Origin of the sequence: Micromonospora sp. WMMD754 (assembly GCF_049315235.1) — a bacterium.
Taxonomy (GTDB): domain Bacteria; phylum Actinomycetota; class Actinomycetes; order Mycobacteriales; family Micromonosporaceae; genus Micromonospora; species Micromonospora sediminicola.
Genome location: NZ_CP186058.1, coordinates 6,153,061 through 6,173,816, shown reverse-complemented (window position 1 = coordinate 6,173,816; position 20,756 = coordinate 6,153,061). Strand labels below are relative to the sequence as shown.

At 71.3% G+C, this 20,756-nt stretch carries 18 protein-coding genes; 16 read left to right on the top strand and 2 right to left on the bottom strand.

Going from position 1 to position 20,756, the window contains the following annotated elements; translation table 11 throughout:
- Positions 1 to 35 precede the first annotated feature (35 nt).
- The gene (locus ACN27B_RS28935) at positions 36 to 1,256 is read left to right on the top strand and encodes a phthiocerol/phthiodiolone dimycocerosyl transferase family protein (protein WP_157779028.1); all 1,221 of its coding nucleotides are present in this window, start codon (positions 36 to 38) and stop codon (positions 1,254 to 1,256) included.
- Positions 1,257 to 1,515: 259 nt separating this feature from the next.
- Here the strand turns inward: ACN27B_RS28935 and ACN27B_RS28930 are convergent, their stop codons facing one another.
- A complete protein-coding gene (locus tag ACN27B_RS28930) occupies positions 1,516 to 2,751 on the bottom strand; it encodes an MFS transporter (RefSeq protein ID WP_099160275.1) in 1,236 nt (411 codons plus the stop codon).
- 88 nt (positions 2,752 to 2,839) lie between these two features.
- Here ACN27B_RS28930 and ACN27B_RS28925 point away from each other — a divergent pair, with 88 nt between their 5' ends.
- The 11 genes from ACN27B_RS28925 to ACN27B_RS28875 all read left to right on the top strand — a co-directional run bounded on the left by ACN27B_RS28925 (position 2,840) and on the right by ACN27B_RS28875 (position 15,849).
- A complete protein-coding gene (locus ACN27B_RS28925) occupies positions 2,840 to 3,460 on the top strand; it encodes a CGNR zinc finger domain-containing protein (RefSeq protein WP_422742359.1) in 621 nt (206 codons plus the stop codon).
- Positions 3,461 to 3,645: 185 nt separating this feature from the next.
- Positions 3,646 to 5,655, top strand: a complete 2,010-nt coding sequence (locus tag ACN27B_RS28920) for a hypothetical protein (RefSeq protein ID WP_422746093.1) — start codon at positions 3,646 to 3,648, stop codon at positions 5,653 to 5,655.
- A gap of 30 nt (positions 5,656 to 5,685) precedes the next feature.
- The gene (locus ACN27B_RS28915) at positions 5,686 to 6,081 is read left to right on the top strand and encodes a hypothetical protein (protein ID WP_098746605.1); all 396 of its coding nucleotides are present in this window, start codon (positions 5,686 to 5,688) and stop codon (positions 6,079 to 6,081) included.
- Between the two features lie 581 nt (positions 6,082 to 6,662).
- Positions 6,663 to 8,498 carry a hypothetical protein gene (locus ACN27B_RS28910; protein ID WP_099160281.1) on the top strand — a complete coding sequence of 612 codons (1,836 nt, stop codon included), beginning with the start codon at positions 6,663 to 6,665 and terminating at the stop codon, positions 8,496 to 8,498.
- Between the two features lie 139 nt (positions 8,499 to 8,637).
- Positions 8,638 to 9,879, top strand: a complete 1,242-nt coding sequence (locus tag ACN27B_RS28905) for an ABC transporter substrate-binding protein (RefSeq protein WP_422742356.1) — start codon at positions 8,638 to 8,640, stop codon at positions 9,877 to 9,879.
- A gap of 64 nt (positions 9,880 to 9,943) precedes the next feature.
- Positions 9,944 to 10,843 (top strand): carbohydrate ABC transporter permease, encoded by a 900-nt coding sequence (locus tag ACN27B_RS28900; protein ID WP_099160285.1) that lies wholly within the window; start codon positions 9,944 to 9,946, stop codon positions 10,841 to 10,843.
- Positions 10,840 to 11,739, top strand: coding sequence for a carbohydrate ABC transporter permease (locus ACN27B_RS28895; RefSeq protein ID WP_099160286.1), 900 nt, complete (start codon positions 10,840 to 10,842; stop codon positions 11,737 to 11,739). The genes ACN27B_RS28900 and ACN27B_RS28895 overlap by 4 nt, the downstream gene beginning before the upstream one ends.
- Positions 11,736 to 12,743, top strand: a complete 1,008-nt coding sequence (locus ACN27B_RS28890; protein ID WP_099160288.1) for a hydroxyacid dehydrogenase — start codon at positions 11,736 to 11,738, stop codon at positions 12,741 to 12,743. Before ACN27B_RS28895 ends, ACN27B_RS28890 begins: the two co-directional genes overlap by 4 nt.
- A 43-nt stretch (positions 12,744 to 12,786) precedes the next feature.
- Entirely contained in the window at positions 12,787 to 13,677 is an 891-nt protein-coding gene (locus ACN27B_RS28885; RefSeq protein ID WP_098746595.1) for a Gfo/Idh/MocA family protein, read from the top strand.
- Between the two features lie 91 nt (positions 13,678 to 13,768).
- A complete protein-coding gene (locus tag ACN27B_RS28880) occupies positions 13,769 to 14,785 on the top strand; it encodes an NAD-dependent epimerase/dehydratase family protein (RefSeq protein WP_357623010.1) in 1,017 nt (338 codons plus the stop codon).
- 8 nt (positions 14,786 to 14,793) lie between these two features.
- Positions 14,794 to 15,849: a dihydrodipicolinate synthase family protein gene (locus tag ACN27B_RS28875; protein ID WP_216642315.1), complete on the top strand. Its 1,056-nt coding sequence runs from the start codon at positions 14,794 to 14,796 to the stop codon at positions 15,847 to 15,849.
- 47 nt (positions 15,850 to 15,896) lie between these two features.
- Here the strand turns inward: ACN27B_RS28875 and ACN27B_RS28870 are convergent, their stop codons facing one another.
- A complete protein-coding gene (locus ACN27B_RS28870) occupies positions 15,897 to 17,117 on the bottom strand; it encodes a hypothetical protein (RefSeq protein WP_098746590.1) in 1,221 nt (406 codons plus the stop codon).
- An 82-nt stretch (positions 17,118 to 17,199) separates the two neighbouring features.
- On the opposite strand from ACN27B_RS28870, the gene ACN27B_RS28865 reads away from it, so the two are divergent.
- From ACN27B_RS28865 to ACN27B_RS28850, 4 genes are read left to right on the top strand one after another with little or no spacing between them, the layout of a single operon-like run.
- The gene (locus tag ACN27B_RS28865; protein ID WP_099160292.1) at positions 17,200 to 18,372 is read left to right on the top strand and encodes a DegT/DnrJ/EryC1/StrS family aminotransferase; all 1,173 of its coding nucleotides are present in this window, start codon (positions 17,200 to 17,202) and stop codon (positions 18,370 to 18,372) included.
- Positions 18,369 to 19,265 (top strand): dihydrodipicolinate synthase family protein, encoded by an 897-nt coding sequence (locus ACN27B_RS28860; RefSeq protein ID WP_157779029.1) that lies wholly within the window; start codon positions 18,369 to 18,371, stop codon positions 19,263 to 19,265. Before ACN27B_RS28865 ends, ACN27B_RS28860 begins: the two co-directional genes overlap by 4 nt.
- Complete coding sequence (locus ACN27B_RS28855; protein WP_216642316.1) at positions 19,262 to 19,999, top strand: amidohydrolase; 738 nt, start codon at positions 19,262 to 19,264, stop codon at positions 19,997 to 19,999. The genes ACN27B_RS28860 and ACN27B_RS28855 overlap by 4 nt, the downstream gene beginning before the upstream one ends.
- Positions 19,996 to 20,730 carry an amidohydrolase family protein gene (locus ACN27B_RS28850; RefSeq protein ID WP_099160295.1) on the top strand — a complete coding sequence of 245 codons (735 nt, stop codon included), beginning with the start codon at positions 19,996 to 19,998 and terminating at the stop codon, positions 20,728 to 20,730. Before ACN27B_RS28855 ends, ACN27B_RS28850 begins: the two co-directional genes overlap by 4 nt.
- The last annotated feature ends 26 nt before the right edge of the window (positions 20,731 to 20,756 follow it).

The window sequence follows — 20,756 nt, the reverse complement described above, 5'->3', positions numbered from 1 at the left end:
GGCCCACCGATCGGCACGTCGACACGAAGGAAGACATGCGCCACTCTCCAGCACACCCGATCGTGCGTCCCCTGGGGGCGTTCGAGCACATCATCGACCTCTACATCGGTCGCAACCCCGTACAGTTCTCGCTCGTCGTCGAACTCGCCTCGCCCGTCTCGGCACACCAACTGGAGCGCGCGCTCGCGCAGCTGCAGCGGACGCACCCACTGCTCGCCGTCGGCATCGACCGCAGCGGCGACCGCCCGACCTTCCGGAAGTCGACCGAACCCATCGAGGTCCGACACGTTGGGGGAAGCTGGCGCGACGTGGCGGCGCAGGAGCAGGCCCGTCCCGTCGACGCCGACGGAAGCCCGCTGGCGCGCGCGACGCTCGTGGGCGGCGCACCCGGCGACCGGGGGAGCGCCGTCGTTCTGACGTTCTCCCACCAGATCACCGACGGACGCGGCGCGCTCCGCGCAGCGCACGACCTCCTCGTGATCCTCGACGGGCGGACGCTCCCGGCTCGGCCGGCGCCCCTGGACCAGGAGAGCCTGCTCGAACGTCTGCCCCGGACGGAGCGGCCGACCGATCACATCCCGGGCCCTCCGGCGGAGCCGGCTGTCGGCACGATCCGTCCGTTCGACGCCACGGCACCGAGCATCGAGATCGCCGAACTCGACCCCGCGACGACCGCACATCTTCGCTCCACCGCCCGTGCCAACGGGTCGACCGTCCAGGGCGCGATCTGTGCCGCCGCCGCGCAGGCGCTGGCCGCGCTCACCGGGGCCGAGAGCATCCGCGTCAACGTTCCCATCGATCTCCGCTCGGCGCTGGGCCTCGAGGACGACGTGGTGAACCGCTTCACGGCGACGAGCGTGGTGCTGCGCGCACCTGCGCAGAACACGCTCTGGTCTCTCGCGAAGGACGCGACGGCGCAACTGCGAGTCGCGCGGGACGGTGCCCGGCATGCGGCACTGATGCTGGGCTCGCTCAACCCCGCCGACGCCTCGGAGGCGGAGGCGGCGATGCTCGCCGCCACGGCTGCCGACCTGGAGATCACCAACCTGGGGACATCCGAGCCCGACACGTCCTCCGCCGTCGCGATCTGGGGACCGACGATGACGACGCAGGTCCGCGACGAGCGGATCCTCGGCGTCGTCACGCACGCCGGGTCGCTGAGACTCGTACTGACGACACACGGCGACACCAGGGGTCTTCCTGCTGACGTCGCCGGCCGCCTCACCCGACTCGGAGGTTCCGCAGCCGAAGGCTAGGTTCTGCGCCCGGCACCCGGTCGCGGCCGGACCGAGCGGTAGGTGGCGACCTCGTCGACCGCCGGGTCGACGGCGACGTGGGTCTCGGGCGTCGCACGCCGGTACCGGCGCGTCCGATCTCCGGTACCGGCCTGCGGGAGCAACTGCTGACCCAGGGGTTGAACCATCGGGGAAGGGTTTGTCGGAGCGACCGGGGGCATCGCGGTCGCGCTGGCGTGGACCGCCCTGGCCCGCCCGGCGGCGGTGCCGGTGGCCCTGTCTAGACGCGGGTCCGCAGGGTGACCGGGGAGCTGGATGTGCCGCCACCGGCGCTTGCGTGACGAGAGTCCGCACCGCGGCTGGGGTGGCGCGCGGGCCGGATGAGTCGTTCGCCGAGGGCCAGCACCAGGGCGGCTACGCCGAGCAGGGCGCCGATCAGCACCGTAGCGCGCACACCGTGGCTCGGCAGGGCCAGGCCGCCCACGAACGCGCCGGCGGTGATGCCGACGTTGACCGCGGCGGAGACTGTGGCGGCGGCGAGGTCGGAGCGCCCGGGGGCCACCTGGAGAACGAGGCCGCCGAGCGTCGCGGTGAACGCGGCGAATGCCAGTCCGGCCAGAGCGATCAGGCCGACGGACACCGACGGCCGTTGGCCGAACCTGTACAGGCCGAGCAGTGCTGACGATTGCAGTGCGACGGTCGTGAGGAGAGCGAGCCACGGGCTGCGGTCCAGCAGCGCGCCGATGGCGAGGATGCCGAGCACGCTGGCGATGCCACGTGCGAACAGGACGGCCCCGACCGACGCGGCGGAGAATCCGCTGACCTCGGTGACGAAGAGGGCGACGTAGGTGTAGGCGGCAATGGCACCGGCGGTCGCCAGGACGGCCATCGCCACCAGCAGCCAGAAGCGTCGGGCGTCGGGCGTCGCACCTCGGGCGGCGTGTCCGTCTTCCGGCCGCGTCGAGGGCAGCAGCGCGGCCACCACGACGAACACCACCGCGCCGAGCCCGGCTACCGCCAGGAACGATGCGCGCCACCCGGCGCGGTCGCCCAGCCAGGTGCCTGCGGGCACGCCCAGGGCCAACGCGACGGTGCCGCCGGCGAACACGACCGCGACGACCCGCCCGCGTAGTGCGGGCCGGAACAGCTCAGCCGCAGCCGGCACCACCACGGCCCAGAACAGCGCATGGGTCGTCGCGGTGACCATCCTGGCGACCAGGAGCAGCGCGAAGGTGCTCGTCAGCGCCGTGACGGCGGTGCTGAGGACGAAGCCGGCCAGGAGCGCCGACAGCAGCCGGCGGCGAGGGACCCTGCGGACCAGCGCCGTCAACGGGACCGAGGCGACCATCACCACCGCGCCGTAGGCGGTGACGAGCATGCCCACCTGCGGCGGCGAGACGGCCAGGTCCCCCGCCATCGGCAGCAGCAGCCCGATGGGCAGCGCCTCGGCGGTGGTGTAGAGGAACGTCCCACCGGACAAGCCGATCAGCGCCCCCGCTGCCCGTCCGCGTTTCATCAGACCCCCAGTTTCCGGCAAAAGCGCTTACGATGGAAACATGCTAGTGGCGTCCTTCGATGCGGGTCAACTGGTAAAGTGAGTTTCGATGGAAACACTCGAGGGCGTGACGCGGATGCGCCTGGTAGGCGGCAATCTCGCGCTGGACTTCATCAACACCCGTTCCGGTCCGCCCGTCGGATCTCCGGACGACGACGTGCTGACCGGCTACCCCGAGCTCCTTGCCTGGAGCGTGTACGCGGGTGCGCTCAGCGAGCCGGAGGCGGAGGTGTTGCGCCGGCTGTCACACGATGATCCGGCCGGCTCCCGGACCGCCCTCGCCCGATCGCTGCGCATCCGCGACGATCTCGACGATGTGTTCCGGGCGGTCGCCGCTGATCGCAGCCCGGACACGTCCGTGCTGGCCCGTCTGCGAGACGACGAAGCGGACGCGCTCGGTCACGCACGACTCGATCAAGGGCGTACGTTCGGATGGACCTGGCGAGACGACCAGACACTCGCCCGGCCGCTGCGGCCGGTGGTGCACGCGGCGGTCCAACTCCTCACCACAGGCGCACTGGACCGGATCAAGGGATGCGGCGGCTGTCGCTTCCTCTTCAACGACGAGAGCAAGAACCGCAGTCGCCGCTGGTGCAGCATGGACGACTGCGGAACCTCCGAGAAGATGCGCCGCTACGTCGCGGCGCGACGCACTCGCGCGACGAGCTGAGCCCGGCCTGGCGCGATCCGGCGGGTCGCGGCGGGTTGCCGACCTCGACCGGGTGCACGCGCGTGAACCAGTGACACCCGACGGCCTTCGGCAGGGCGTCTACGACCGTGCGGAGAGCCGGAAACGCGTTTCCTCCGGTCGGCGTCCGCTCCGTAGGATCTCCGGCGATCAAGGGGGATGAAACGGTGGGCGATTTCCAGCAGTTCGTGACGGATGTGACTTCGCGTCTGTCCACCATGTCCAGGGGCGAGTTGTACGTCGTCGGCGACGGTCTCGACCGGGACTCACTCTGGCTCACGTTTCTCGATTCCTTCCCCGCCGGCACCAATCTGCGGTTCCGTGAGCGGTCCGAGTACGACTGCTCGACGTGCCGCGGTTTCATCAAGCACTTCGGCACCGTCGTCGAGATCCACGACGGGCTGGTCCGTACCGTCTGGTCCGGGGTGTCGGCATCCGACCCGGTCTTCTCCGTCGTTGCCGCCGCTCTGGACGAGTTCGTTCTGTCGTTGCCGTTGTCCACCGTCTTCCGGTCCACTCAGGCGCAGTACGGGACGAAGACCACCCGGACGCTGCGCGACGGCCAGGTCGAGGTGTGGCACCACCTGCACGGCCGGGTGGAGGAGCGGCATCGCGTCGCGGACGTCGGCGCGGCACAGGGCAACTTCGACGCCGCGGTGCAGGTCTTCCAGCGTGGCCTGGCCGAGCTTGCCCCGCACGCTCTGGACACCGTCGTCGACCTGATCGACGGCAACGCCCTCTACCGCGGCGCGGAGCACCGTCGGGCGGTGACCGAGTTTCGGTCGCTGCAGAGCCGGTGGACGACGGCGACCGACGGACGGGCCTTCGTCTTCGCCAACGCCATGAACCCGGCGGCACGCATCCGCAACACGGTGATCGGCACCCTCGTTCAGGATCTCTCCGCGGGCGTCGACCTGGAGCAGGCCGTCCGGTCGTTCGAGACGAAGGTGGCGCCGCAGAACTACCAGCGCCCCACGGCGTTGATCACCCCGGCCATGGTCAAGGCGGCCATGAAGACCATTGACGAGTTGGGCATCGAGGAGTCGTTGCAGCGGCGGTTCGCCCGGTTGTCCGATGTGTCGGTCACCAACGTGCTGTGGGTCGACAACGACACGCAGCCGCGAATGAAGGACGGCATCGAAGGGCTGCTCATGCAGGCGACCACCGTGAGGTCGGCAGGCGCGCGCCTTCGGGACGCGGAGCCGGAGGAGATTCCGGTGGTCTCCTTCATGAAGGACATCCTGCCCGGCGCCACCAGCATCGACCTGTGGGTCGACACCGCCCACGAGCCGCACTTCGTCAGTCTCACGACCGGCCGGCACTCGGGCGCTCCGCGATTGTTCAAGTGGGACAACGATTTCGCCTGGTCGTACGGCGGCAACGTCACCGACTCGATCCGGGAGAAGGTCAAGCGAGCCGGCGGCAACGTCACCGGCAAGCTGCGGGTGAGCCTGTCCTGGTTCAACCACGACGACCTCGACCTGCACGTGTTCGAGCCCAACGGCGACCACATCTGGTACCAGGAGAAGCGCAACAAGCTGGACGTCGACATGAACGCCGGCGGGACGCTCTCCCGTGAGCCGGTGGAGAACGTCACCTGGACCGACCGGGTCCCCGACGGTGAGTACCGCATCGAGGTGAACCAGTACCGCAGGCGGGACAGCGCCCAGGGCGGCTTCGTGATCGAGACCGAGAGCAACGGCAAGATCGAGCACTACCGCCACGAGCGCGCGGTCGGCCACAAGGAGACCGTCGAGGTGGGCCGGATGACGGTCACCGGCGGGGTCATCACCGCTTTCCGGCCGGGCAGAGACGTGCAGCCGGGCAGTGCGAGCAAGGAGGTGTGGGGTATCACCACCGAACAGTTCGTACCGGTGTCCACCATCATGTACTCGCCGAACCACTTCGACGACAACGAGGTCGGCAACCGGCACTACTTCTTCATCCTGAAGGGGTGCGTGAACGACCAGCCGGCGCGCGGGATCTACAACGAGTTCCTCCGCGGCGACCTGCAACCGCACCGCAAGGTGTTCGAGGTTCTCGGCGACCGCACCAAGTGCGAGCCGTCTCCGGATCAGCTGTCCGGTCTCGGCTTCAGCTCCACGGTCCGCAGCTCTGTGGTCGCCAAGGTGACCATGACCGGCGGCCGGCGCCGCCTCATCGGCATCCAGTTCTGATTCCCTACCAGATATCGGAGAGAGACCATCGTGACCGTTTTCGAGAAGGCCACGCGGGAGAAGTTCCGCTATCCGTCGGCCAAGGGACAGCTGACCACCGAACAGTTGTGGGAGCTTCCGCTGACCGCCAAGTCCGGCTTCAGCCTCGACGACGTGGCCAAGGCGGTCAACGCCGAACTCAAGGCCGTCGACACCGAGTCGTTCGTGGCCACCGAGGCCAATCCGGCCAAGGCGATCTGGGAGGCCAAGTTGGAGGTCGTCAAGCACGTCATCGCCGTCCGCCTCGCGGAGGAGCAGGCGGCGAAGGCGGCGGCGGCCAAGAAGCTGGAGAAGGAGAAGCTGCTGGCGGTCCTGGGCCGCAAGCAGGACGCGGTCCTGGAGAACCTGACCGAGGCAGAGCTGCTGGCCCGGATCAACAACCTGTAGCCTGCCGACAACCGGCATCCGCCAGCAGGTCCGCACATCGCCGGGCAGTACGGTCGCCCTCCAAGACCTGCGCGGCCAGGCCGGTACTCGACGGCCATTTGCCGGTGAACTCACTTCAGTGCCACAGCGACCCGACGCCCGCTCATCGACATGAGCGTGCACCGGATTGCGTCGAGCACCGGGCACGTTGCTTGTGATCCCCGTCCCGTTGGGCGGGGATCTCTGCTGTCGTGGCGAGGAAGCTCCCCGCCGGGGTGTGCGGGTCGATCGGTGACGGATTGTCCGGCCCGGCCGCGATGGAGCTCTCCCCGGTCGTGGCCCGGGACGTGGCGGACGCCGCGTGACATCCGGTCCGGGCGGCCCGTTGACGGGGGCTGATGCCCAACTTTAGGGTCGAGGCCAGTATCGGGCCCGACCGTAAATGGCCCGGCCTGCAACTGTCTGCGCGGAAGGGGCACATCATGTCGGGAGTTGTATCGCGGCGAGCGATGCTTGCCGGTCTCGGTGCGGTAACGGCAGGAGCCGTATTTCCACGAGCCGCCCACGCCGCCCCGGGTTCCGGTGCGCCCGAGCCGTCCGACGTGGTGATCACCGACCTCGGACCTGCCTCCCGGGTGCTGAACTTCGGCAACGGTCTCCGCGTCGGCAACGAGATCTGGTTCGCGACCCGGCAGATCATGCCCACCCGGGTCGCCGCGTACGACCTGACCGAACGCCGGATCACCAAGACCGCGCTGATCCCTGGGGTGCCCGGCTTGTGGGGAATCGACGCGGTCGGCACCGACCTGTTCGTCAGCTCGTACACCCCGGGTCTGCTGTTCAAGGTGGACACCGTCACCCTCGCGGTCACGCAGGTGCTCGACCTCGACCAGGAGGTCGGCTGGAGCGTCAAGGCGTCGCCGGACGGCAGGGTCTTCGTCGGCACGTACCCCTCGGCCCGGATCTGGGAGTACGACCCGGCCACCGGGCACGCCACCGACCACGGGCGGATGGATCCCGACGACACCTACGTCCGCGACCTGGTCGCGACGGAGACGACGGTGTACTGCGGCATCGGCTCCCGCGCCGGCCTCGTCGCCTACGACCGGGACACCGGCACGCGCACCGACATCCTTCCGGCCGAGCTGCGGGGGCGGACCTTCGGCGCGGTCTGTCACCTGGTGGGTGACCACCTCGTGGTCGGCATCTCGCCCACCGCCGAGATTCTGGTCGTCGACACCCGCGACCACAGCCGGTACCAGATCCTCGGCACGCCGAACGACTCGTTCGTCGTCGGCATCACCAGCCGGGGCGACGAGGTCTTCTACACCACCCGGCCCAGCGGGTCGCTGTACCGCTTCACGTTGGGCGACACCTCGCCCACGCTGGTCGGTGTGCCGGTGGCCGAGGCGTCCAACGTACGCATCGGCTTCCTGGACGACGGCCGGCTCTGGGCGGTGCAGGGTGCCGGCGGCATCCTCTACGACCTGGACTCCCGCACCACCGAGGCGCTGGACATGAGTTCGCCGAACCTGGCGCCCACGCCGGAGCGCCCGATGTCGCTCTGCCACGCCGGCGACCGGATCGTGGTCGGCGGCACGCTCGGCGTCCAGGTCGTCTCCACCCAGCCCACGCCCGCGTTCGAGACCTACCGGGTGCCCTTCGGTGGCGAGGCCAAGGACATGGACCACTGGCGGGGTGTGACCCACATGGGCGTCTACACGCTGGCCCGCCACCTGACCCTGCGGAATGGTGACCGGGTGGCCACCGAGGTGGCCCGGGTCGACCCCGCCGAGGAGCAGACCCGGCCCACGTCGCTGGTCGTCGACCGGCGCCGCGGCGTGGTGCTGATGTCCACCGAACCGGACTACGGCCGGTGGGAGGGCGCGCTCACCATCTTCGACGGACGGCGGTCGCACACCTGGCGGGGCATCCTGCCGGACCAGACCGTCCAGTCGCTGTGCCCGGATCCGCACGGCGTGTTCCTCGGCGGCAGCGTCATCAACGGCTACGGCACCACCCCGACCACGACACGCGCCAAGCTCGGCTACTTCGACCACCGCGCCCGGAAGCTGGCCTGGCTCGTCGAGCCAACCGACGGCGGGGTGATCGTGGACCTGAAGCTGATCGGGCGGGTGCTGGTCGGGGTGACCCGCGACGGTGAGCTGTTCGCGCTGGACCCACGTACCCGCTCGGTGTTGTGGCGCGTGGACGTCGGCCCGGTCGGAGGCAAGCTGGCGGTCATCGACGAGCGGGTCTTCGGCACCGACGGCGGCCGGTTGTGGTCGGTGCGGGTGGGCCGCCGCGAACCGGCACTGACCGTGCTGGCCGACGGGCTTGCGCAGTCCTGGTTCGGCGCTCCGGAGGTGGTCACCGACGGCGTGCGGACGCTGTTCACCACCCGAGGCACCGACCTGATCCGCGTCGATCTGCGCTGACGGCATTACGGGCAGGTTCGATTTGACTCGCCTGGCTTACCAGCAGTCATGATGTGATCTCGATCCTTCTCGACTCTAGTATCGGCCCGGACCGTAAGTTACTGTACTGCCCACCTGACCTCCCCTGGAAGGATGCGAGATGCGTGTTCGCAAGAGCCTGTCGGCCGTGGCGGTGGCGCTCGTCGCCGCGCTCGCGGCCACGGCTTGTGGTGGTTCCGGCTCCGGTGACTCCGGCAAGAAGACCGTTACGATGTGGATCTACCCGGTGATCTTCGACGAGGCCAAGCACCGCGCCTACTGGGAGGAGACCGCCAAGGCCTTCCAGGCGGAGAACCCGGACATCGAGGTCAAGACCGAAATCTTCCCCTGGGCCAACCGCGACCAGGCGCTGGCCACGGCCATCGCCGGGAACAAGGGGCCGGACGTCGTCTACCTCATCCCGGACCAGCTGCCCAAGTACGTCCGCAACATCGAGCCGGTCGACAAGTACCTCGACGACGCCGCCAGGGCCGACTACCTGCCCAACGTGGTCAACTCCGTCACGATCGACGGCAAGATGATGGGCGCCCCGGTGCTGACCAGCGCCGTCACCCCGCTGTGCAACAAGAAGGTCTTCGCCGCCGTCGGTCAGACCACCTACCCGAAGACCTGGAACGACCTGCTGGCCATGGCGCCGGCGTTCAAGGCCAAGGGCTACGACGTGGCCGCGTACGGCGGCGACGTCAAGCACACGCTCAACCAGACCTTCTACCCGCTGCTGTGGCAGGCCGGCGGCGACGTGTTCAGCCCGGACGGTAAGTCGGTGGCCTTCAACGGCCCCGAGGGCCGCAAGGCGCTGAGCTTCGTCAAGCAGCTCGTCGACGGTGGCTTCGTCGACAAGAACCTCCTCACCTCGTTCCCCCCGATCGAGCAGACCCGCATCGCCCAGAACAAGGTCGGTTGCGTCTGGCACGTGCTGCCGGCCGAGATCGAGAAGTTCTGGGGCAAGGAGAACATGCAGGCGCTGCCGCACTTCACCGAGACCAAGCAGATCGGCTACGGCACCGTCGGCTCGCTGTCGATGCTGAAGAACTCCGACGCCAAGCAGGCCGCCGGCAAGTGGATCGCGTTCGCCTCGAACGCCGAGAACTCCAAGAAGTACGACCTCGCGGCCAGCTTCTTCTCGGCCAAGAAGTCCGTCGGCGCGCTCTACGCCGACGACTCTGTCCTCGGTGAGCAGGAGAAGCAGGTCGCCGTCAGCACCGTCGGCCCGCTGAACGAGAAGGCCCGCGACGTCCAGGGCGTGCTCGCCCCGGAGATCCAGGCCGCGCTGCTCGGCAAGAAGTCGGTCGAGCAGGCCCTCGACGACGCGGCCAAGGCCGCCGACCCGCTGCTCGGCTAGCTCGGACAGGGCTCGCGGTGGACGGCGCACACCGTCCACCGCGGGCCGCCGGAAAGGTTGTCAGATGGTTGCACTACCGACGATCCGCCGTCGGCGCGTCCGCCGCCCGTCCGCCCGGGAGGCCGGGACGGCGTTGCTGTTCGTCCTGCCGTTCCTGGTGCTGTTCGCCCTGTTCCGCTTCGGACCGGCGATCGCCGGGGTGGTCCTGGGTTTCACCGACTACACGATCGGCGGCGACACCTCCTTCGTCGGCGTGGAGAACTTCCGGCGCCTCGCCGACGATCCGACGTTCTGGTCGGCGCTGCGGGTGACGGTCATCTTCACCGCGCTGTCGGTACCGCTGTCGATGCTGGCCTCGCTCGGCATGGCGCTGTTGACCCGGCGGGCCTTCCGCGGCGCGAAGGTCTTCCGGTCGGTGTTCTTCCTGCCGGTGGTGACCAGCCTGGTCCTCGCCGGGGTGGTGTTCAGCTGGGTCTTCGGCGACGGCGGCCCGTGGTCGCGGACGATGGGCGCGCTCGGCCTGCCGGCACAGTCCTGGCTGGCCGACAGCGTGCTGGTGATCCCGGCGCTGGTGCTGGTCGCGGTCTGGTCCCGCTTCGGCTACGGCATGCTCATCCTGCTCGCCCGGCTCCAGGAGATCCCCGCCGAACTCGAGGAGGCGGCGCTGACCGACGGCGCATCGGCCTGGCAGCGCTTCCGCTACGTCACGCTGCCGCAGCTGCGCCCGGCGCTGTTCTTCGTGGCCGTCATCGAGACCACGGTGGCGGTCCAGGTCTTCGACATGATCTACGTGATGACCGGCGGCGGCCCGGTGCGCGCCAGCTACAGCCTCGTCTACCTGCTCTACGACCAGGGCTTCAAGTACTTCGATCTGGGTTACGCCAGCGCCATCGGCGTCGCGCTGTTCGTGATGACGATCGTGGTCGCGCTGGTGCAGCGGCTGACCCTCGGGAGGGAAGAATGACCGACACCCTGGCGGCCACGCCCGCCGTGGCCGAACCGACGCCCGCCCTGGATCGGCCGCGCCGGCCCTACCGGGTCGGCCGGACCAGCCGGCGCTGGCTCGTCGGTCGCAGCCTGCTGCTGCTCGTCGGCGCCGCGATCACGCTGTTCCCCTTCTACGCGATGGTCGTGCTGTCGTTCAAACCGACCGGCCCGGTGACCTTCCCGGACAGCCTGCTGCCGTGGCCGTTCTCCACCGAGGCGTACGACCAGGTGATCGGCGCCAAGAGCGTGCTGCGGTGGATGTGGAACACCATCGTCTACTCGGTCGTGTCGGTGGTCGGGGTGCTGCTGTTCGCCTCGATGGCCGGATACGCCTTCGCCAAGCGCCGCTTCCCCGGCAAGGAGGCGATGTTCTGGTCGTTCCTGGCGATGCTGATGGTGCCGTACCACGTCACGATGATCCCGACCTTCATCATCATCTCCGAGCTGGGCGGCGTGGACACCTACTGGGGCATGATCGTGCCGACGCTGGCCAACGCGCAGGCGGTGTTCCTCATGCGACAGTTCATCGCCTCGCTGCCGGACTCGCTGTTCGAGGCCGCCCGGCTCGACGGCTGCTCCGAGTGGCGGGTCTACGTGTCGATCGTGCTGCCGCTGATCAAGCCGATCCTGGCCACGCTCGGCGTGTTCGTCTTCCTCTGGCACTGGAACGACTTCCTCTGGCCGCTGATCGTCGGGCAGAGCCTGGACATGCGCACCCTCACCACCGGCATCGCCTCCCTCCAGCAGGAGAACGTGGCGTTGAACATGCTGCTCGCCGGTTCGGTGGTGGCGTTCGTGCCGATCTTCATGGCGTACCTGATCGGCCAGCGCTACTTCCAGGAGGGCGTCGCGAGCACGGGCATCAAGGGATGAGTGGGCCGATCGTCGCGGTGGCGGTGACCCCAGGGGTCCGATCCCTCTTCTTCGACGCCGACGCGTGGGCGGCGCTGCGCCGGCTGGGCGAGGTGCGGCTGCCCGCCGGGGACGACGTCGGCGACGAGGACGTCCTGGCCCGGCTGCTCGCCGACGCCGACGTGGTGGTCACCGGCTGGGACACCGCGCCGCTGACCGCCCGGGTGCTGGCCGCCGCGCCCCGGCTGCGGCTGCTCGCACACACCGGGGCCAGCGTGAAGCCGTTCGTCACGCCGGCCAGCTTCGCCGCTGGCGTGCGCGTCACCCAGGCCGGCGACGCCATGGCGTACGCGGTGGGGGAGCAGGCGCTCGCCCTGACCCTGGCGCTGCTGCACCGGCTGCACCGCTTCGACCACGCGATGCGTACCGGGGTCGACTGGGCGACGGCCAAGGCGGCCCCGCCCCGGCGCGAGTTGCGCGGCGCCACGGTCGGGGTGGTCGGCGCGTCCCGTACCGGCCGGGCGTACCTGGCGCTGGTCCGGGCGCTCGGCGCGCGGGTGCTGGTCGCCGACCCGTACCTGGACGTCGGCGAGGCCGCCGCCCTCGGCGTCGAGCGGGTCGACCTGGACGACCTGCTCACCCGGTCACTGGTGGTATCGCTGCACGCCCCGGTGCTGCCGGAGACGACCGGTATGATCTCCGCCCGGGAGCTCGCCCTGATGCCCGACGGCGCCCTCCTGGTCAACACCGCACGGGCGGCGTTGGTGGACGAGACAGCGCTGCTGGCGGCGCTGCGCGGCGGACGGCTGGATGCCGCGCTGGACGTCTTCGACGCCGAGCCGTTGCCCACCGGCCACCCGCTCCGCGCGCTACCGAACGTCCTGCTGACACCGCACGAGTCAGCCGGGACCGTGCAGTCGCGGCGGCGGGCCGCCGCGATCGTGTGCGCCGAGATCGACCGGTTCCTGCGCGGCGAGCCACTGCGCCACGAAGTGACAGTGGAACTGCTCGACACCACCGGCTGACCTGCGTCGCGACGGGCCAGGGGGAGAAGTAGCCTCTGCGGTCATGCGCATCGCCATCGCCGGACTCGCCACCAGTCACCCGTACACCGACGCCCGAACTCTGCGTGCCGGCGCGGCAGCTCCCGAGCTGGTGGTGTGGGAGCCGGATCCGCAGCGGCTGGAGCGGTTCCGGGCCGAACAGCCCGACGCCGTCGTGGTGCCGGACCTGACCGCGCTGCTGGCCACCGCCCCGGACGGGGTGGTGCTCACCGTGCCCACCTCGGGGGTGCCGGAGGCGCTGGCGCGGATCCTCGACCGGAAGCTGCCGTGCTTCGTCAACAAGCCGGCCGCGGCCACCCGCGACCAGTTGGACCGGCTGGAACCGGTGGTCCGCCGGGCACCCGAGCTGGTGCTCACCTCCTCGGTGCTGCGGTTCGCCCCGGCGTTCGCCGCGTTCGACGTGGCGCGCGAGGAGGTGCTCGCGGTACGGGTCACCGTCCGGCACGACGTCGGCCTCTGGGCCACCGGCTACAACCCTTGGCAGGACGATCCCGGCGTGGGCGGCGGCACCCTGGTCATGATGGGCCTGCACGGAGTCGAGCTGCTTGTCGCGCTGCTCGGGCCGGCGGTCCGGCTGGTCGGGGCGGCCGCGACCGTACGCCGGCACCACGGCCTGCGCTCCGAGGACACCGGCCTGCTGACCGTGCAGTGGGACGACGGCGTGCCCGGAACGGTCGAGGTGCTCGGGGTGAGCCAAGGCGAGTCGTACGAGGTGACGGTGTACACCGCCGCCGGGGAACGGCGGGTGGCGCTGCGCGGCGGCGCCGACGAGCTGGGCTACCGGGCCACGGTGGACGCCTTCCTGGACATGGTGGCCGGCGCGCCGGCCCCGGTGCCGTGGGAGCAGACCCGGGCGGTGCTGGAGATCCTCGCCGCGGCCCGCGACCTGACCTGACCGCCGCGGCCGATCCGGTCGCCACGACACCTTGACGCCCCCTGGGACGGAAGTTACGGTCATGACCGTTAATCCGGAAGGGTGTGGTGGTATGCGTACCGTGGCGGACCTGGAGGAGCGCCTGGCCCGGCCGCGCGGCGTCCTGGTGGACGACCTGCGCAAGATCGACGGTGACCTGCTGATCCTCGGTGCGGGCGGCAAGTTGGGGCCGAGCCTGGTCCGGCTGGCGCTGCGCGGCGTCGCCGAGGCGGGCACCGGCGCCCGGGTGATCGCGGTGTCCCGCTTCTCCGAGGCCGGCCTCGCCGACGCGCTGCGGGACGAGGGCGCGGTGGTGGTCGAGGCCGACATCACCGACGACGCCGCCCTGGCCGCCCTGCCCGACGCGCCGAACGTGGTCTTCCTGGTCGGTGCCAAGTTCGGCACCAGCGGCCGGGAACACGCCACCTGGGCGACGAACGCCTACCTTCCCGGCCGGGTGGGGCAGCGCTTCGCCGGCTCGCGGATCGTCGCGCTGAGCACCGGCAACGTCTACCCGCTGGTGCCGGTCACCTCCGGCGGCTGCGTCGAGGCGACCCCGGTGCAGCCGGTCGGCGAGTACGCGATGTCCTGCCTGGGCCGGGAACGCGTGCTCACCCACTTCTCCGAGCGCCACGACACTCCGCTGGCGCTGATCCGGCTCAACTACGCCGTCGAGATGCGCTACGGCGTCCTCGTCGACATCGCCTCCTCAGTGCTGGCCGACAAGCCCGTGGACCTGACGATGGGGCACGCCAACATCGTCTGGCAGGGCTACGCCAACGAGGTGACACTGCGTGCCCTGCACCACGCACGGACACCGCCGTTCGTGTTGAACCTGACGGGCCCGGAGCTGGTCTCGGTCCGTCAGGTCGCCACCGCGCTCGCCGACCGGCTGGGGCGGGAGGCGCGCTTCACCGGCACCGAGGCGCCGACTGCGCTGCTGTCCAACGCGCAGCTCTGCCACCGGCTGTTCGGCTACCCGGACGTGCCGGTCGCCGAGCTGATCGAGCTGACGGCGGACTGGGTCGGCGACGGGCTTCCCCTGCTCGGCAAGCCGACCGGATTCCAGCGCCGCGACGGCAACTTCTAGGAGAGACCGTGTTGACCGCACCGGACACCCGACAGACCACGGCCCTGGCCCGATTCAAGCAGGGCTGCGTCATCCCCGCACACCCGCTCGCCCTCGACGCCGGCCGGCGGCTCGACGAGCGCCGGCAGCGGGCCCTGACCCGCTACTACCTCGCCTCCGGTGCCGGTGGCATCGCCGTCGGCGTGCACACCACCCAGTTCGCCATCCACGACCCGGCGGTCGGGCTGCTCGCCCCGGTGCTCGAGCTGGCCGCCGAGACCGCCGCCGGCTCGGGGGCCATCCTGGTCGCCGGCGTCTGCGGAGACACCGCGCAGGCGGTGCGTGAGGCGGAACTCGCCGCGTCGCTCGGCTACGACCTGGTGCTGCTGTCGCCGTACGCGCCGCTGGACGAGGACGCCTTGATCGAGCGGGCCCGGGCGGTCGGCGAGGTGCTGCCGGTGATCGGCTTCTACCTCCAGCCCGCCGTCGGTGGCCGGCACCTGTCCCGTGAGTTCTGGGCCCGGCTGGCCGCGTTGGAGTCGGTGGTCGGGATAAAGGTCGCGCCCTTCGACCGCTACCGCACCCTCGACGTGCTGCACGGCGTCTGCGCTGCCGGGCGCACCGGCGACCTGGCGCTCTACACGGGCAACGACGACCACATCCTGGCCGACCTGGTGGCCCCGCACCGGATCACTGTCGACGGGCGGCCGGTCGAGGTCGAGTTCGTCGGCGGACTGCTCGGCCAGTGGGCGGTGTGGGCGCGTACCGCCGTGGGCCTGCTGGAGGACGCCCGTGGCGCGCGCGGCGGTGACGACATCGCGCTGCGCCGGCTGCTCACCCTCGACGGTCACCTGACCGACGCCAACGCCGCCATCTTCGACGCCGCGAACGGCTACCACGGCTGCATCCCCGGGATCCACGAGGTGCTGCGCCGCCAGGGCCTGCTGGCCGGCCGCTGGTGCCTGGACCCGGCCGAGGAGCTGTCGCCCGGGCAGCTCGCCGAGCTGGACCGCGTCCACGCCGCCTACCCGCACCTGCGCGACGACGCGTTCGTCGCCGAGCATCTCGACACCTGGCTGGCCTGATCCCCGCTCACCCCGGTCCGTGCCACGGGGCACGGACCGGGTCGGGGTCACACCGTCAGCCGGTAGAGCGTCAGCGGACGGCCGCTGCTGCCGGAGGCGAGGTTGCCCAGGCGCTCGGCCAGGCCGGCCAGTTCCAGGCGGTGCAGCATGCGGCGGGCGGTGCGCTGCTGGATGTGGAGCTGCGCGGCGACCTCGCGGCTGGTCAGCGGCTCGTCGCCGGCCGCGGCGCGGACCTCGCGCAGGCGCAGCAGGGTGGGTACCGACAGGCCGACCCGCTGGGCGATGACGGCCAGGTTCGCCTCCGCCGGTGGCGGGGTCGGGCTGGTCGACTCCAGCACGATGTCGGTCTCGCCGCGCAGCGACAGCACCGCGGTCGTCGACCCGACCCGACGGGCCCGGCTCAACGCCCGGCGCGCCAGGTTCTCCGCCTCCGCGGCGCTGCGCCCCAGCCCGAAGCCGATCTGGACGGTGCCGTGCCGCTCGGCCAGGCGACGCAGCATCGGCAGCGCGGTGAAGCCGCCGGTCGCGTCGTGCAGCGGACCGCGGGTGGTGACGATCAGGTACGTGTCGGGAGCGAACCGGGCAAGCGTCCCGCCGAGCGTGGCGACCTCCTTGAGCAGGCCGTCGTCACCGTCCGGGAGCCTGGCCAGGCCGAGGGCGATCTGTGCGTCCTCCTGGGCCTGGCTGTTGACCGACAGCAGCACCTGGCGCAGCGCGGTGCGCACCGAGTGGATCGACGGGGCGAGCCGGAACGTCGGCATCTCGTGCCGCAGTGCCTCGTAGACCGACCTGATGCAGGTGACCGCCACCTGGGCGCCGGAGCTGTGCTGCCGCCGGTGGAAGGCCACCACGTCGTCGGAGCTGAGGCTGCCCCGGTACGGCAGGGTGCGGACCCGGTCGACCGGCAGTCCGGCCTCGGTGAACGTCGTCGCGATGTCCGCGCCGGTGATCGTGTCGATGGAGATCCGGGTGACGTCGTGCCCGTCGCGCAGCAGTCGCACGGTGGCCTGGAGCAGTGTCGCTCCGGTGTAGTCGACGAAACCCGCCGGCCGGGTCAGCGCGTTGGCGTCCCGGGCCAGGGTGTACGGCACCACACCGGTGAACAGCCACGCGTCGACCTGTGTCGCGTGCGCGTCGACGAGTGCCGGGGTCTGCGACTCGTGGTCGTAGTGCAGCCGCCGCGCGGTGACGCCGGGCTGCTCCTCGCAGACGGCCGCCACGTCGTCGACAAGGTCGTGCGGCCCGACGACCCCTATCTCGATGGTCACGGCTGCCTCCGGTCGAAGGGTTGCATGTTCCGTAGCTCAAGATTACGGTCAGGCCCGGTATTTCCGGAAGTCGGGAGGGTACGTGTCGTTTCCCAGCATGGCGGATGCCGGTGGCCGGACCCTCGGCGCCGAGGAACTGGACGCCGTCGCCCGGGTGCTCCACTCGGGGATGCTGAGCTCCGTGTGGGGCACCGAGGTCCGGGCCCTGGAACGCGAGATGGCCGACCGGCATGGAGTCTCCCACGCCGTGGCCACCAGTTCGGGGACGGCGGCCCTGCACTGTGCGGTCGCCGCCGTCGCGCCCGACCCGGGCGACGAGATCATCACGTCTCCGATCAGCGACTTCGGCACCGTCGCACCGATCCTGGCGCAGAACGCCGTGCCGGTCTTCGCCGACGTCGACCCGTACACCGGGAACCTGGATCCGGACGCTGTCGCCGCCGCGATCGGACCCCGTACCCGGGCGATCCTCGCGGTGCACCTGTTCGGCGCGGCGGTCGACCTGCGGGCGGTGGCCGACGCCGCCGGCGTCGCACTGATCGAGGACTGCGCCCAGGCCTGGCTCGCGGCCTATCCGGACGGCTCCCTGGTCGGCACCGCCGGCGCGGTCGGCTGCTTCAGCCTCCAGCAGTGGAAGCACATCACCTGCGGCGACGGCGGCCTGGCGGTCACCGACGACCCGGCGCTGGCCCGGCGGATGCGGCTCTTCGCCGACAAGGGCTGGCCGCGCGACGAGGCCCGCCGGCACGTCGGCCTCGGTCTGAACTACCGGATGACCGAACTGGCCGGCGCGGTCGCCCGCGCCCAGCTCACCAAGCTGCCCGGCGTGCTCGCCGACCGCCGCCGCACCGCCGCCCGGCTGCACGCCGCCCTGGCCGACCTGCCCGGCGTACGCCTGCCCGCCGACGTCGACGCGCACGCCTGGTGGCTCTTCCCGGTGGTGCTGGACCCACCCCTGACCAACCGTCAGGTCGCCGCGACGCTCGCCGCGGCCGGGATCCCGGCCCGCGCCGGCTACCTCGACCAGCCGCTGCACCACGCGCCCGCGCTCACCGACGCCCCGGTCTACGGCACCTCCCGCTTCCCGCTCACCGTCCCGCCCGCCGATCGGAAACCCACCTACGGGCCGGGCACCTGCCCGGTGGCCGAGCGGCTCATCGACGAGACCCTGCTGGTGATCGACTGGAACGAGCGCTACACCGACGACCACGTCGACGAGATCGCCCGCGCCGTCCGGGCCGCGGTGACGGCGTGATCGCCCCGGCCGCCGCCGCGCTGCGGGACCGGCTGCGGTGGACCCTCATCGCGGCCACCGCCACCCCGGTCGACGGCGGCGGCGCGACGGACGGGGCGATCCTCGACCGCTACCTGCGGGGCCTGGTCGCCGACGGCGCCGACGCCCTGGCGGTGCTCGCCCACACCGGTCGCGGCCCGTTCCTCGACGACGCCACCCGGGACCGGGTGGTCCGGCGGGCCGTCGCGACCGGCGTACCGGTGATCGTCGGGGTGGGCGGCCGGCCAGGGGAACGGACCGGCGATGTCGCCGACCAGGCGACGGCCGCCGCCGCCCTCGGCGCCGCCGGGGTGCTCGTCTTCCCGGTCGACGGTGACGCGCCGGCCCACCACGACGCCATCTGGCGGGCCGCCGGCCTGCCGATGCTCGCCTTCGACCTCTACGTCCGGCCCTATCCACCGGAGCGGCTCGTGGACCTGCTGGACCACCCCGGCGTGGCCGGCGTCAAGGTGGCGCGGTTGCACGACGCGATGGCCTGCCAGGCCGCGCTCGCCGCCGCCCACGCCGCCGACCGGCTCGCCGTCACCGGCGAGGACCGGATGTTCGGGCCGTCGCTGATGTGGGGTGCGCAGGCCGCGCTCGTCGGCCTCGCCGCCGCCGCGGTGCCGGTAACCGCCGCCGTGCTCCGGGCCTTCGCCGAGCGGCGGTACGCCGACTTCGTCACCGCCTCGGCGCGCCTGGACCGGCTCGCCGAGGTGACCTTCACCGAACCGATCGAGGGGTACGTCCGCCGGATGCTCTGGATCGCCGCCGCCGAGGGACGCATCCCGCAGTCGTACGCCGACGACAGGTACGGGCCGGCCCTGTCCGCGGACGACCGGGCGCGGGTGCTCGCGGTGGCGGGGTCACGGTGACCTCTCCGTTCACCGCCGGCGACCTGCCGCCCGTCACACTCGACGTCGACGTGCTCGTCGGCCGGTACGCCGACCGCCCGGGGCCGGTCGGTGACCCGCGCCAGGTGGTTGACGCGCTCACCACGAACGGGATCGGCCGGGCGGCGGTGGCCAACCTGCGGGCGGCCCTGTTCGACGTGCCCACCGGCAACGACGAGTGCGCCGCACTCGCCGGCCCGCGCGTGCTTCCAGTCGGCGGGGTCGACCTGCGTGACCCGCTCGGGGCCGAGCGGGAGGTGGACCGGCTGGCTGAGCGGGGCGTCCACGCGATCCGGCTCTTCCCCGACGAACAGCGGGTGGAGGCGGACTTCCCGGCCGTCCGGCACGTGGCCCGCCGAGCCGCCGCGGCCGGCCTGGTCGTCCTCACCGGCGGCGACGTCCGCCGGTTCTGGCGTCCACTTCGCGGGGCGACCGTGGTCTTTCTCGACACGCACTTCTACCACCTGGGCGACTTCGTCGTCGCCGCCCGCGACGAACCGGGCTTCCACACCTCCACCCGGCTGCTCAACTCGCCGGACGCGATAGAGACCGTCGCGGAGCACGTGGGTATCGGCCGGCTGCTCTACGGCTCCCGTACGCCGTTCTACGAGGCCGTCGTACCCCGGCTCCGGCTGGCCCGGGGTGGCCTCACGCCGGCCGAGGTGGCCGCCGTGGCCGGCGGCAACGCCCGCCGCATCCTGGAGCCGACCGAATGATCATCGACGTGCACGCCCACTGGGGACCGTGGTTCTTCAGCATGGAGGTCGGCGCGCTGGCCACCAACCTCGCCGTGATGGACCGGTACGGCATCGACCTCGCGATCGCCTCGGCCACCGAGGCGGTGATCTACGACGTGACCGCCGGAAACCGGGCCATGGCGCGGACGCTTGAGCACAGCGACCGGCTGCGGGGCTACCTGACGGTCAACCCGCGCCGGCTCGACGACGCCGAACGCGACCTGCGGGAGCTGCTGCCCACCGGCCGGTTCGTCGGGGTGAAGATCCACACCGACTACACCGGCTCACCGGTGCGCTCTCCGCAGACCCGGGCGGCGCTGGAGCTGGTTGCCGCCCACGACCTGCCCGCCCTGGTGCACACCTGGGACGCCACGCCGCTGGAGCTGGCCCAGGCCTGTGTGGACATCCCCGGCCTACGGGCCATCGCCGGGCACATGGGCGCCAACGGCTGGCGGCACGCGGTCGAGGCGGCGAACGCGGTGGACCGGCTCTGGCTCGAACCGTGCTTCTCGCACACGGAGGCGGGCCGCTTCGCCGCCGTCGCGGCTGCGGTCGACCCCGGACGGCTGCTGTTCGGCACCGACGCCACCCTGATCGACCCGGCCGCCGCGTACGGCGCGGTGCTCGCCGCCGACCTGCCGCCGGCGCTGGCCGAGCGGGTCGCCTGGCGCAACGCCGCCGAACTGTTCCGCCTCGACGTCACCGGCTGACCGCGGACACGGCGTGGGGCCGCCCA